This is a genomic window from Mesorhizobium sp. B2-3-14 (assembly GCF_006442175.1).
GTDB lineage: Bacteria > Pseudomonadota > Alphaproteobacteria > Rhizobiales > Rhizobiaceae > Mesorhizobium > Mesorhizobium australicum.
Map to the genome: position 1 here is coordinate 292,106 of NZ_VFVP01000001.1, position 12,674 is coordinate 304,779.

11 protein-coding genes are annotated in these 12,674 nt (G+C 64.0%); 5 read left to right on the top strand and 6 right to left on the bottom strand.

Annotated elements, in window-relative coordinates; all coding sequences use genetic code 11:
• The first annotated feature begins 208 nt into the window (after positions 1-208).
• A complete protein-coding gene (gene hemA, locus FJ950_RS01310; protein ID WP_140614725.1) occupies positions 209-1,486 on the top strand; it encodes a 5-aminolevulinate synthase in 1,278 nt (425 codons plus the stop codon).
• A 65-nt stretch (positions 1,487-1,551) separates the two neighbouring features.
• On the opposite strand, the gene FJ950_RS01315 is transcribed toward hemA, so the two are convergent.
• Together FJ950_RS01315 and mscL are read right to left on the bottom strand one after the other, a co-directional pair.
• Positions 1,552-2,718, bottom strand: a complete 1,167-nt coding sequence (locus tag FJ950_RS01315; RefSeq protein ID WP_140614726.1) for a pyridoxal phosphate-dependent aminotransferase — start codon at positions 2,716-2,718, stop codon at positions 1,552-1,554.
• A 109-nt stretch (positions 2,719-2,827) separates the two neighbouring features.
• Positions 2,828-3,250, bottom strand: coding sequence for a large conductance mechanosensitive channel protein MscL (gene mscL, locus FJ950_RS01320; protein ID WP_140614727.1), 423 nt, complete (start codon positions 3,248-3,250; stop codon positions 2,828-2,830).
• A 241-nt stretch (positions 3,251-3,491) separates the two neighbouring features.
• Between mscL and FJ950_RS01325 the strand changes: the two genes are divergently transcribed.
• A complete protein-coding gene (locus FJ950_RS01325) occupies positions 3,492-7,001 on the top strand; it encodes a PAS domain-containing hybrid sensor histidine kinase/response regulator (RefSeq protein WP_015319246.1) in 3,510 nt (1,169 codons plus the stop codon).
• Positions 7,002-7,134: 133 nt separating this feature from the next.
• Here the strand turns inward: FJ950_RS01325 and FJ950_RS01330 are convergent, their stop codons facing one another.
• Together FJ950_RS01330 and FJ950_RS01335 are read right to left on the bottom strand one after the other, a co-directional pair.
• Positions 7,135-7,794 (bottom strand): response regulator transcription factor, encoded by a 660-nt coding sequence (locus FJ950_RS01330; RefSeq protein ID WP_015319247.1) that lies wholly within the window; start codon positions 7,792-7,794, stop codon positions 7,135-7,137.
• 122 nt (positions 7,795-7,916) lie between these two features.
• On the bottom strand, positions 7,917-8,351 hold the full coding sequence (locus tag FJ950_RS01335; protein WP_015319249.1) for a hypothetical protein: 435 nt from the start codon (positions 8,349-8,351) through the stop codon (positions 7,917-7,919).
• Positions 8,352-8,458: 107 nt separating this feature from the next.
• Here FJ950_RS01335 and FJ950_RS01340 point away from each other — a divergent pair, with 107 nt between their 5' ends.
• The gene (locus FJ950_RS01340) at positions 8,459-8,809 is read left to right on the top strand and encodes a DUF952 domain-containing protein (RefSeq protein ID WP_140614728.1); all 351 of its coding nucleotides are present in this window, start codon (positions 8,459-8,461) and stop codon (positions 8,807-8,809) included.
• Complete coding sequence (locus tag FJ950_RS01345; protein ID WP_140614729.1) at positions 8,806-9,885, top strand: quinone-dependent dihydroorotate dehydrogenase; 1,080 nt, start codon at positions 8,806-8,808, stop codon at positions 9,883-9,885. The genes FJ950_RS01340 and FJ950_RS01345 overlap by 4 nt, the downstream gene beginning before the upstream one ends.
• On the opposite strand, the gene FJ950_RS01350 is transcribed toward FJ950_RS01345, so the two are convergent.
• Positions 9,878-11,218 carry an MATE family efflux transporter gene (locus FJ950_RS01350; RefSeq protein WP_140614730.1) on the bottom strand — a complete coding sequence of 447 codons (1,341 nt, stop codon included), beginning with the start codon at positions 11,216-11,218 and terminating at the stop codon, positions 9,878-9,880. The two genes, FJ950_RS01345 and FJ950_RS01350, sit on opposite strands and share 8 nt — an antisense overlap.
• Before the next feature lie 132 nt (positions 11,219-11,350).
• Here FJ950_RS01350 and FJ950_RS01355 point away from each other — a divergent pair, with 132 nt between their 5' ends.
• Positions 11,351-12,253: a histone deacetylase gene (locus FJ950_RS01355; protein ID WP_140614731.1), complete on the top strand. Its 903-nt coding sequence runs from the start codon at positions 11,351-11,353 to the stop codon at positions 12,251-12,253.
• Positions 12,254-12,256: 3 nt separating this feature from the next.
• On the opposite strand, the gene FJ950_RS01360 is transcribed toward FJ950_RS01355, so the two are convergent.
• Positions 12,257-12,520, bottom strand: a complete 264-nt coding sequence (locus FJ950_RS01360; RefSeq protein ID WP_140614732.1) for a DUF6460 domain-containing protein — start codon at positions 12,518-12,520, stop codon at positions 12,257-12,259.
• Positions 12,521-12,674 lie beyond the last annotated feature (154 nt).

A 12,674-nucleotide genomic window follows, 5' to 3' on the forward strand; every position in this document is an offset into this window, starting at 1 on the left:
TGACCATTAGAACGAGAGGTAACCGGCGTTCACTTGATGTGGCATCGTGCGGAAACAAAAGTGATCCACTGAGCGTGTCGTGAAGCGGAATAGGCCACGATCCGTCAACGTTAGGAACAGGTGTGGGGCGTGGCATTTTGACCAAAATGGCCCGGTGGACGGCCAAAAGGCCAATGATTATGATGCCGCGCAAAATTGGGAAGTCGACATGAACTATCAGCGGTTTTTCGAGGAAGCGATCGATCAGCTCCATGCCGAGCGTCGCTACCGCGTCTTCGCCGACCTGGAGCGTATCGCGGGCAAGTTTCCGCGCGCCATCTGGCGTTCCAACGGCCGCGCCGAGGAAATCACCGTCTGGTGCTCCAACGACTATCTCGGCATGGGCCAGCATCCTGACGTGATCGCCGCGTTCCAGGACGCGGCCGGCAAGATGGGTTCGGGCGCCGGTGGCACCCGCAACATTTCCGGCACGTCCAACCCGCTGGTCGAGCTCGAGCATGAGCTTGCCGACCTGCATGGCAAGGAGGCGGCACTCGTCTTCACCTCCGGTTTCGTCTCCAACGAGGCCTCGATCTCGACCATAGCGCGGCTTTTGCCCAATTGCCTGATCATCTCGGACGAGCTGAACCATGCCTCGATGATCGAAGGCGTGCGGCGCTCGGGCGCCGAGAAAAAGATCTTCCGCCACAATGACGTCGCGCATCTGGAAAGCCTGCTGCAGACCGCGGGGCGCGAACGCGCCAAGCTGATCGTCTTCGAAAGCGTCTATTCGATGGATGGCGACATCGCGCCGATCAAGGAGATCGTCGAACTTGCCGAACGCTACAACGCCATGACCTATATCGACGAGGTCCATGCCGTCGGCATGTACGGACCGCGCGGCGGCGGCATCACCGAGCGCGAAGGCCTGGCCGACCGCATCGACATCATCGAAGGCACGCTGGCCAAGGCGTTCGGCACGCTGGGCGGTTACATCACCGGCACCAGCGCCGTCATCGACGCGGTGCGCTCCTACGCGCCGGGCTTCATCTTCACCACGGCGCTGCCGCCGGCGATCGCCGCGGCGGCCACCACCTCGATCCGTCACCTGAAGCGCTCGCAGGCCGAGCGCGACGCCCAGCAGCAGCAGGCGAGCCGAACCAAGCAGATCCTGTCGGCGGCCGGTCTGCCGGTGATGGAGTCGCCGACACATATCGTGCCGGTGCTGGTTGGCGATCCTGAACTCTGCAAGATGGCGAGCGACCGCCTGCTCGGCGTCCACGGCATCTACATCCAGCCGATCAACTATCCGACGGTGCCACGCGGTACCGAACGGCTGCGTATCACGCCGACGCCGTTCCATTCCGACGCGCTGATCGCCGAACTGCAGGACGCGCTGGTCGAAACCTGGGACGCGCTTGGCATCCCCTACGGTTCGGCGGGACGGCCCTCAGTGACCAAGAGCGACCGCATCATTCCACTGCTGGTGCCCAAGTCGGGCGGCTGAAGCCCGTTTGAAACTCTACTCCGACGGCCAGCTGACGCGGCTTTCAATTCGGGCTTCGTCAGAGTTCAGACAGTCTTCATCCACCTTGCCAGCCGGTTTGCCGCATCCTCGAGCTGGTCGAGGCGTCGGTGGAAGCACAGCCGCAGGAACGCTCCGCCACCGGGGCCGAAGGCGGTGCCGGGCGCCAGGCCGACATTGGCCTTGTCGACGATTTCGAAAGCCGCTGCCCGCGAGTCCGTGATGCCGTCGACGGTGAAGAACAGGTAGAAGGCGCCCTGCGGGACGGTGAAGCGCGCCTTGCCGGTTTCGCCCAGAATGCCGCAGACCAGGTCGCGCGCTTGCCTCGCCCGCTCCACCTGTTCGGCGACGAAGGCATCGCCCTCGTCGAGCGCCGCGACCGCGCCGCGCTGCATGAACTGGGCGACGCCCGAGTTCGAATACTGGATCAGGTTCTCGAACACCTGCTGCAGGCTTGGATGCGTCTTGATCCAGCCGACGCGCCAGCCGGTCATCGCCCAGTTCTTGGAGAAACTGTTGACGAACAGGATGCGGTCTTCCGCCTCCGCGATGTCGAGGAAGGACGGCGCGCGGCCGTGACCATAGTGGAACAGCGAATAGATCTCGTCGGCGATGATCCACAGGCCCTTGGCGCGGGCGAGATCGAGGATCGCCCGCAAGGTCTCATGGTCGGCGGTCCAGCCGGTCGGATTGGACGGCGTGTTGATGAACAATGCCTTCGTGCGCGGTGTAACCGCCGCCGCGATCTTCTCGACGTCGCATGACCAGCCATTTCCGGAATGGTCGAGCGTTACCGGCACCGGCACGGCACCCGCGATGGCGGCGGCGGCGTCGAAATTCGGCCAGGCGGGCGACAGGTAGATCACCTCGTCGCCGGCTCCCGCAAGCGCATCGAGCGCCAGCTGGATGGCATGCATGCCGGAGCCGGTAACGATGAATTGCTCCTCGGCGAAGGCCTTGGCGAAGTGCCTTTCGTAGTAGCGTGCCAGCGCCTGCCTGAGATCGGGAATGCCCCTCTGCCAGGTGTAGAACGTCTCACCGCCGGCCAGCGCCTTCGACGCCGCATCGGTGATGAAGGACGGCGTCGGCAGGTCGCCCTCGCCGGCCCAAAGCGGGATCAGGCCTTCGCGCAATCTGCCATAGTTGACGACGGCGACGATACCGCTTTCAGGCGCGGCCAGGGCCTCGGGGCGCAGGGTCTGGATCAAGGTCATGGGCAGGTCCATTGTCTCGGGGCGTTCGGAGGTGCTGTTTACCAGATGCGAAAACAGAAAACCCCGGCCGCGAACGACCGGGGTTTTGGTCCAGAAGAACCCTATTCGTCTATCGCCTGGCCAGCAGATCGCGGATTTCGGTCAAAAGCTGCACATCGGCCGGCGGTGGCGCGGCCGCTGGCGCGGGCTTTTCCCTTTCCAGGCGCCTGCGCATGTTGTTCACGGCCTTGACCATGAGGAAGATGATGAAGGCTAGGATGATGAAATTCAGCACCACGGTGATGAAGCTGCCATAGGCAAAAACAGCACCTTGCTTTTTGGCCTCCGCCAGCGAGGCGGCGTTGACGGCCGAGGAAAGCCCAAAGAAGTAGTTGTTGAAGTCCAAGCCGCCGAAGATCGCTCCGACGATGGGCATGATGATGTCGTTGACCAGGGAATCGACGATCTTGCCGAAGGCAGCGCCGATGATGACGCCGACGGCCAAGTCCATCACATTGCCCTTGGAAATGAATTCCTGGAATTCTTTCAGCATTCGACCCTCCTTATCATGGCGGGCCGCGCAGCCGTCCCATCCCGGAAGCACCGCCCCGGCGACACCATAACAAAAACCTCAAGTTGCAACATGGGCAAAAAGGAGAAAACAACCGGTTTCGCCTTACCCTGCGTTACCTCTTTGAAATCAGGTGCCCAAAGCCGTGATGGACTTGACGCCCAAGCTGTGATTGCGTCTGACCCGGCCAGGTGAAAATCGGCACAGGGAGGATCTTGCCGGCGTGCAGGGCTTGTTCATCGTCATCATCGCGATCGCCTATGTGACGCTGCTGTTCGCCATCGCCAGCCTGGGCGACCGCCGCTCGGCCTTGTCAGGGCCCAGCAGGGCGCGACCTTTCATCTATGCGCTCAGCCTTGCCATTTACTGCACGTCCTGGACCTTCTTCGGCTCGGTCGGCCTTTCCTCCGAACGCGGCCTCGAGTTCCTCGGCATCTATACCGGCCCGGTGCTGGTGTTCGTGTTCGGCTTTCCCTTGCTCAACCGCATCGTGCGGCTGGCCAAGACCGAGAAGATCACTTCGGTCGCCGACTTCCTCGGCGCCCGCTACGGCAAGAGCTTCACCGTGGCAGCCATCGCCACGCTGATCGCCACGATCGGCGCCGTGCCCTATATCGCGCTGCAATTGAAGGCGATCTCCGGCTCGGTCAGCCTGATGGTCGAGCATTATACGGGCTCGCCGCCGTCCTTCGATCCGTTCGTCAGCGACATCTCGCTGGTCGTCGCCATGCTGCTTGCGCTGTTCGCGGTCCTGTTCGGCACGCGCCACGCCGATGCCACCGAACACCAGGATGGGCTGGTGCTGGCGGTGGCGGTGGAGACCGTGGTCAAGCTCGCCGCCTTCCTGGCCATCGGCCTGATGGTCACCTTCCTGATCTTCGGCGGCCCCGGCGACATGTTCGACCGGCTGGCCGAGAATGGCCAGGTGCGGCAGGCAATGGGCTATTCGACATCGCTGGCCACCTGGCTGGTGCTGACGTGCCTGAGCGGCTTTGCCATCATCCTTTTGCCGCGGCAGTTCTACGTCACCATCGTCGAGAACCGCAGCGAGGCCGAACTGCGCACCGCGACTTGGGTGTTCCCGCTGTATCTCGTGGCGATCAACCTGTTCGTGCTGCCGATCGCCTTTGCCGGCCTGACGCTGGTCGGCGCGAGGACGAGCAGCGACCTTTACGTGCTGTCGCTGCCGCTGTTCAGCGGCCACGATTTCCTGGCCATGGCCGCCTTCATCGGCGGCTTGTCGGCGGCAACCGCCATGGTCATCGTGGAGAGCGTGGCGCTGTCGATCATGATCTCCAACGACCTGATCATCCCGCTGTTCGTGCGCCGGCTGTTGCGGACGACCACCTCGGAGAACGAGGATTGGTCGACGCTCATCCTCAATGTGCGGCGGGCGTCGATCTTCATCCTTTTGTTCATCGCCTTTCTCTATTATCGCGAGAGCACCAACAGCGCCCGGCTGTCCTCGATCGGCCTGATGTCCTTCGCCGCGATCGCGCAGTTCGCCCCTGCCCTGGTTGGTGGGCTGATCTGGCGCGGCGCCAATGGCCGGGGTGCGGCACTCGGCATGGTCGCCGGCATCCTGGTCTGGGGCTATACGCTGCTGGTCCCGTCGCTCGTCGCGCCCGATACAGGCATCATCGTCCACGGACTGTTCGGCTTCGAGGCACTGCGGCCGCAGGCACTGTTCGGCACCGTCGCCGAGCCGCTGAACCACGGCGTGCTGTGGAGCCTTTCGGTCAACGCGCTGTTTTTCGTCTTCGGGTCACTGTCGCGCGCGTCGGTACCGCTGGAGCGCATCCAGGCATCGATCTTCGTGCCGCGCGAAGCCGGACCGATGCCGAGCCTGCGCCGCTTCCGCACCGCCATCACCGTCAACGACCTCAAGGATACGATCGCACGCTATCTCGGCGTCGAACGAACCGAGCGGTCGTTTCAATCCTTCGAGAAGAGCAATGGTACCTCGCTGCATGGCAACGAGCAGGCCAGCATGGACGTCATCCGCTTTTCCGAGCAGCTTTTGGCCAGCGCCGTCGGCTCCTCCTCGGCACGGTTGATCCTGTCGCTGCTGTTCCGGCGCCACGACCGCGAATCCCGCGACGCCTTCCGCCTGCTCGACGACGCCACGGAAGCGCTGCAGCACAACCGCGACCTGCTGCAGATCGCGCTGGACCAGATGGAGCAAGGCATTACCGTCTTCGACCGCGATTTCCGGCTGATCTGCTGGAACCGCCAATACCGGGCGCTGTTCGACCTGCCCGACGAGATGGGCCAGGTCGGCGTTTCGCTCGACCAGATCCTTCGCCATCTGGCCGAACGCGGCGACATTCCCGCCGACCAGCGCGTGACGATGCTCAACCGGCTGACCAGCTTCGTCAGCCCCTGGCAGATGGAGCTGAAGACCAGCGGCCGCATCCTCGAACTGCGCTCCAACCCGATGCCTGACGGCGGCATCGTCGCCACCTATGCCGACATTTCCGGCCGCGTCGAACAGGATCTCGCGCTGAAAAGCGCCAATGAATCACTGGAGCAGCGCGTCAAGACCCGCACCATCGAACTGACTGGGGTCAACGAGGAATTGACCCGGGTCAACGAGGAACTGGCGCAGGCCCAGATGCTCGCCGAGGAGGCCAATCTCGGCAAGACGCGCTTCCTTGCCGCCGCCGGTCACGACATCCTGCAGCCCTTGAACGCCGCCCGGCTCTATTGCTCCTCGCTGATCGAGAAGGCCGGCAAGGGTCCGGCCGGCAAGGCGGCCATCAACATCGAATCCTCGCTGGAATCGGTCGAGACCATTCTCGGCGCCGTGCTCGACATTTCGCGCCTCGATGCCGGCGCCATGAAGCCGGACGATACCGCCTTCAACCTCGACGGCCTGCTCAGCCAGATCGGCAATGATTTTCGACCGATGGCCGCAGCAAAGAAGCTCGAGCTGACCATCATTGCGTCCTCACTGACCGTGATGACGGACCGCAACCTTTTGCGCCGCCTGATCCAGAACCTAGTTTCCAATGCCATCAAGTACACCCGCCAGGGCCGCATCCTGGTCGGCGTGCGGCGGCGCGGCGAACTGGCGGAAATCCAGATCATCGACACCGGCATTGGCATCGCCGGTGACAAGCTGAACACCGTCTTCCATGAGTTTACCCGACTGGACGAAGGCGCACGCGAAGCAGAAGGTCTTGGTCTTGGCCTGTCCATCGTCGACCGCATCGCCAGGGTGTTGCGGCTTGAGATCCGTATCTTCTCCAACCCGGGCAAGGGCACGCGCTTTTCCGTCATCCTGCCCGTGGCGGCCGCGCAGGTGCCGCGACGCGAGGTCGAGACCAGGGCGCCGGCCCGCGCGGCGGCTTCGCTCTCCGGCCTGCATGTGCTGTGCATCGACAATGACATCCGTATCCTCGAGGGCATGCGGCTGCTGCTCGAGGGCTGGGGCTGCAATGTCGCCACGGTGACCGGCTCGGAGGATCTGGAGAGGGCCGCGATCGACCGTCCGGACATCGTGCTTGCCGACTACCATCTCGACCGCGAAACCGGTCTCGATATCATTATCAGGCTGCGAGCCACCCACGGCGACGACCTGCCGGCCGTGCTGGTCACGGCCGACCGTTCCAACGAGGTACGAGCAGCCGCGGCAGGCCTCGACATCCCGATGATCAACAAGCCGTTGAAGCCGGCGGTGCTGCGTTCGATGATGGCCAGGTTCAGGCCGATGGTGCGGGCGGCGGAGTGACGTCGAAGCGCCTGAATCAGGCCTGGTGCTCCAGGGTTTCGAGATAGGCGCAGAACATGTCGGCGAGCGCATCGGAACAGGTTGATGCGGCGAGCCGAAGTTAAAAGTTCCGACTGAGCCAAGCAGCCGGCACTCAGCCCGCCGGCTGCAGCGGGTCGCTGCCTATCTTGGACAGCAGGATCACCGCCTGGGTGCGACTGTCGACGCCGAGCTTTTGCAATATGGCCGAGACATGCGCCTTGATCGTCGCCTCGGAGACGCCGAGTTCATAAGCGATCTGCTTGTTGAGCAGGCCCTCGGCCAGCATGCCGAGCACGCGGGTCTGCTGCGGGGTCAACGTCTGCAATCGTTTGATCAGGTCCGATATTTCGGGATCGCGTTCGACGCCGAGATCGACGCCGACAGGTGCCGCGATATCGCCGGCAAGCACCGACTGCACGGCGCCGCGGATTTCCTCCATGCTGGCCGACTTGGAGATGAAACCGGAGGCGCCGAGATCGAGCGCACGCCGTATGGTCGCCGGGTCGTCATGCGCCGACACCACGACCAGCGGCACCGCAGGATGGATACCGCGCAACGAGATCAGGCCGGAGAGGCCGCTGGCGCCGGGCATCGACAGGTCGAGCAGCACCAGATCGACATCTTCATTGGCCACGACCAGCGCCTTGGCGCTTTCGAAATCACCGGCCTCATGGATGGCGGCGACATTGCCGATGCCGGCAAGCGCCTCGCGCAGCGCGCCGCGAAACAGCGGATGATCGTCGGCGATCACGAAAGAATAGCCTGACGGCAAATGTCCCTCCCCGAATCCCCGATTTACTGCTTTTTGCGGGATCAGTTGGACGATTATGAGGGGCTGCGCACTGTTTTCAAGCGGCAAAGCCAGCGCGCCGCGTTTTCCCTCGTCTATGGCGCTCAGGTCTTCTGCGAGTTGGGCCGGGCGCCGTCGCCGCTGTCCTTGTCCATATCCTTGACGATGCCCATGAAGCTCTTCAGGAAGCGCTCCATGTAGCTCATCGTCGTGTTGAAATCCTCCTCGCTCGGCAGTTTCGATTCGAGACGGGCGGAGAGCGAATTCTCCAGCTTGGTGACGCGCTCGTCCATCGCCTTCATCGAGGCCTGCAAGCGATCGACCTCGTCCTGGTAGGCGGCGCGTTCGTCGGCCGCCATCTTGCAGACGAGCTGGCCCGAACGCTCCTCGCAGATCGACATCGCGCCGGTCTGCGTATCCATGCGGATATAGCCGGTGGCTGACTTTTCCAGCCGGTAGCGGTCCGTTTCTTCCGAATAAGCTGAAGCCGCGACCAGCGAAACGAGCGCGGCGGGGATCAAAATGTGCTGCAGACGCATGTTGTCCTCCATGGCCAAGGCCTCAAATATCGCATGTTTGCGCCGGAAATGGGGAAGACCCTTGGCGTGGCCTTCCCCGCGCGACTGGTTCGGATTATAGCGCAACCATGTCACAGATTATCTACAAGATAACTCCGCAAGCGCCTTGGCGCGAGGCCGAAGCCAAAGGCCGCTTCGCCGGAGCGCCGATCGACACCGCCGACGGCTTCATCCATTTTTCGACGGCGGCGCAGGCCAGGGAAACCGCGGCAAAGCATTTCCAGGGCCAGACCGACCTTCTGCTGGTCGCCGTCGACGAGGCCGTTCTGGGTGATGCGCTGAAATACGAAATCTCGCGCGGCGGCGCGCTGTTTCCGCACCTCTACGGCGTGCTCGACCTGAAAGCGGTGCTCTGGGTCAAGCCGCTGCCGCTTGGGGCCGACGGTACCCACCAGTTCCCGGCCCTGGAGGGGCAATGAGCGTGCTCGACCGGATCGGCCAGAAACTGCTGTTCACCTTCGATCCGGAAACCGCGCATGGCTTGTCGATCGCGGCACTGCGCTGCGGCCTGCCGGGCGGTGCGCGGACGGTACGCGATACGAGGCTGAAGGTCAGCCTTTGCGGTCTCGATTTCCCGAACCCACTTGGCATGGCGGCTGGCTACGACAAGAACGCCGAAGTACCCGACGCGCTGCTTGGCCTCGGCTTTGGCTTTGCCGAAGTCGGCACGGTGACGCCGCTGCCGCAGGCCGGCAACCCGAAGCCGCGCATCTTCCGGCTGACATCGGATGAAGCTGTCATCAACCGGCTGGGCTTCAACAATGAGGGCCATGCGGCCGCCGAAAAAAGGCTTGTGGCGCGCTTGGGGCGCGGCGGCATCGTCGGCGTCAACATTGGTGCCAACAAGGACAGCACCGACCGCGTCGGCGACTATGAGAGCGGCGTTTCCCGCTTTGCTCCTTATGCCAGCTATCTCACCGTCAACATTTCCTCGCCCAACACACCAGGCCTGCGCACCATGCAGGCGCGCGAGCAGCTCGGCGAATTATTGTCCCGGGTCAGGGCCGCGCGCACTGCAGCGTCCGCGCAGCCGCCGATCTTCCTCAAGATCGCGCCTGACCTGGTCGAGGCCGAGCTGCAGGATATCGCCGCCGAGGTCATCGAAAAGCAGATCGACGGCATCATCGTTTCCAACACAACCATTTCCCGCCCGGCGCTGCGCAGCAACGATGCCGCGCGGGAGACAGGCGGGCTTTCGGGAAAGCCGCTATTCGAGCGCTCGACCATCGTGCTGGCCAGGATACGCAAGCTGCTCGGGCCCGAAATGGCCATCATCGGTGTCGGCGGTGTCAACTCAATGGAGACGGCTCTGGAAAAGATCCGCGCCGGCGCCGATCTCGTCCAGCTCTACACCGGCATGATCTATGGCGGACCGGCGCTGCCGGGCCGGATCGTCGCCGGAATGGCACGTTTTGCCGAGACGGGAAAACTCAGGTCGATGCGCGAGTTGCGCGACAGCCATCTCGACCGATGGGCGTCGAAGCCGCTCAGCTGAACGCGGTTTGCATCCGCAGCCGCAGAATTGTCAGCAGGCTCAATCCACGCACCAGCAGAAAGACGTGCAGCGCCGCCCACAGGCCGTGATTGCCGAAGGCGGGCGCCAGCGTGATCAGCGCGGCGGCAAAGGCGAGGAATGACAAGAGCATCATGTTGCGCATGTCGCGCGACCAGGTCGCGCCGATGAAAACACCATCCATCTGGAAGGCGAGCACACCGCTCAGCGCGGTGAACGCGGCCCAAGGCAGGTATGTGTCGGCCACGGCGCGGACCTGCTGCGACGTCGTTACGACGGCAATCAGGTTGGTGCCGGCCATGAGCAGCACCAGCGTCGCGGCACCGGCCAGACCAAGGCCCCAGAACAGGGTCAGCCGCACCGCCTGCCGGAAGGGCTGTTCGGAGCGCGCGCCGACGGCGCGGCCGGCGAGTTGTTCGGCGGCGGTGGCGAAACCGTCGAGGAAATAGCCGGCGACGAGAAAGAAGTTCATCAGCACCGCATTGGCGGCCAGCGTCACCGTGCCGAACTGCGCGCCCTGGCGGGTGAACAGCGCGAAGGCGGCGAGCAGCGAGAACGAGCGGATCATGATGTCGCGGTTGAGCGACAGCATGCGCAGGAAGGCGCCCATATCGAGCAGGCGCTGCCGAGGCAGGGGCGGGGTGGATCGGAACCGGCGAACCACGATCGCGAGACCAAGCAGCATGGCGAGGAATTCGCCGGTGACGGTTGCCCAGGCGACGCCGGAAACACCCCAGCCGAGCTCAAGGCCGAGCAGGAAGCACAGCGCGATGTTGGTGCCGTTCAGCACCAGTTGGAGGATTAAGCCGAGCCCGCCCTCGCCGCGCCCCAGCACGTAGCCGAGGATGGCGTAGTTGATCAGCGAGAACGGGGCGGCAAGCAGCCTGATCCTGATGTAGACACCCATCGCGTCGCTGACGCGTGGCCCGGCGTCCATGAACCACCGGCCGCCAACGGCGATGAGCGGTGAAAGCGCTGCCAGCACGACACCGGCAACGACCGCGATCAGCACGGCGCGCCAGAACACCGCCTGTTCCTCCAGCGCGTCTCCACGCCCGAAAGCCTGGGCGACGAGGCCGGTGGTACCCGAGCGCAGAAAATTGAAGGTGGTGAAGACGACGTCGAAAGCCAGCGCGCCGGCGGCCAGGCCGCCAAGCAAGGCGGCGTCACCGAACTGGCCGACAACAGCCGTATCGACGAGGCCAAGCAGCGGCGTCGTCAGATAGGCGAGCGTCATCGGCACGGCGATGGCAAGCACCGACCGGTTGGTGACGGAAAACGCCCTGGCTTCGGTTGGGATGGCGCCCTTGTCCAAAGGATTCCTGCCTTGCTGATTTGCGGCTTGATCGGGGAACCGATGTGCCCCATTTTCCGGCCGCCGCGCAATCGCCCTTCCGCGGCGGCCAACCGAAATCCCGCTCTGGCGCGAAACCGTCCGATCCAGTTCATGCCCCTGCAGATCGTCCACCATCCCGACTACGACGCCGGCTTCGCGACCAGCCATCGCTTTCCGATGAGCAAATATCCGCTGCTGATGGAGGCCTTGCGAGCACGCGGCCTGGCCGGAGCCGGGGCGCTCAACACAGCCGAACCCGCGCCTGCGTCGTGGCTTAAGCTCGCCCATGCGACAGATTATGTCGAGCAGGTTCTCGGTTGTTCGGTCCCGGAAAAAATCGAGCGCGAGATCGGCTTTCCGGTCGGCCCGCGCGTCTCGTTGCGCGCGCAGCTTGCCGCCGGTGGCACGGTGGCGGCGGCGCGGCTTGCCCTGCGTCACGGCATCGCCTGCAACACCGCCGGCGGCAGCCATCACGCGCGGCGCGCGCAAGGCGCCGGCTTCTGCACTTTCAACGACGTCGCCGTCGCCTCGCTGGTGCTGCTTGAGGAGGGCGCGGCACACAGCGCCCTGGTGGTCGATCTCGACGTGCACCAGGGCGACGGCACGGCGGATATTCTGGGCGACGAGCCGCGCGCCTTTACCTTCTCCATGCATGGCGAGCGCAACTACCCCGCGCGCAAGATCGCCTCCGACCTCGACGTCGCCCTGCCCGACGGCACGGGCGACGCCGCCTATGTCGAAAGGCTCGATACCATCCTGCTGGAGCTGTCGGCCCAGGCGCGTTGGGACATCGTCTTCTACAATGCCGGCGTCGACGTCCATGCCGAGGACCGGCTCGGCAGGCTGTCGCTTTCCGACAAAGGCCTGCGCGCCCGCGACAAGATGGTCATCGGCCATTTCCGGGCGCTCGGCATTCCCGTCTGCGGTGTCATCGGCGGCGGCTATTCCACCGATGTGCCGGCACTTGCCGCGCGCCACGCCATCCTGTTCGAGGTCGCATCGGACTATGCCTGAAGGTCACTTCCGGTAGTTGGCGATCCTGAGCAGGATGAAGGCTGGCACGACGATCGCGGCACCGAGCAGGATGTAGCCGAGGAAACGGTCGATGGCGTGGAAGCCGAGATTCCATAGATCAATGAAGAACTTCTGGATGCCGTAGAACACGTCCATCGGCGACCAACCGAAAGCGTTCATGACCAGGCCGACGAGAAAGGATACCACCAGCAGCTTCAGAACAATCCTGAGCGGCGAGTCGCCGAGAAAGCGCGTCAGTGCGGACAAGGCCGTCTCCCGATTGAGATGCCCCGATTCATGGGCACGGCGCAGAGATACGTGCTTGGCGGCCATCCATCAAGCCGCCAGGGGCCGGTGCGGGGGAATTGATAAGCCGCGGCAGATGTTGGGCGCCATCGGGAGGCCGCTCTGCCCTGCTACA

What these genes read in the sequence shown, in the direction of transcription:
- hemA (WP_140614725.1), top strand. Translation starts at nt 209, where the DNA reads ATGAACTATCAGCGGTTTTTCGAGGAAGCGATCGATCAGCTCCATGCC.
- FJ950_RS01315 (WP_140614726.1), bottom strand. Translation starts at nt 2,718, where the DNA reads ATGACCTTGATCCAGACCCTGCGCCCCGAGGCCCTGGCCGCGCCTGAA.
- mscL (WP_140614727.1), bottom strand. Translation starts at nt 3,250, where the DNA reads ATGCTGAAAGAATTCCAGGAATTCATTTCCAAGGGCAATGTGATGGAC.
- FJ950_RS01335 (WP_015319249.1), bottom strand. Translation starts at nt 8,351, where the DNA reads ATGCGTCTGCAGCACATTTTGATCCCCGCCGCGCTCGTTTCGCTGGTC.
- FJ950_RS01340 (WP_140614728.1), top strand. Translation starts at nt 8,459, where the DNA reads ATGTCACAGATTATCTACAAGATAACTCCGCAAGCGCCTTGGCGCGAG.
- FJ950_RS01345 (WP_140614729.1), top strand. Translation starts at nt 8,806, where the DNA reads ATGAGCGTGCTCGACCGGATCGGCCAGAAACTGCTGTTCACCTTCGAT.
- FJ950_RS01355 (WP_140614731.1), top strand. Translation starts at nt 11,351, where the DNA reads ATGCCCCTGCAGATCGTCCACCATCCCGACTACGACGCCGGCTTCGCG.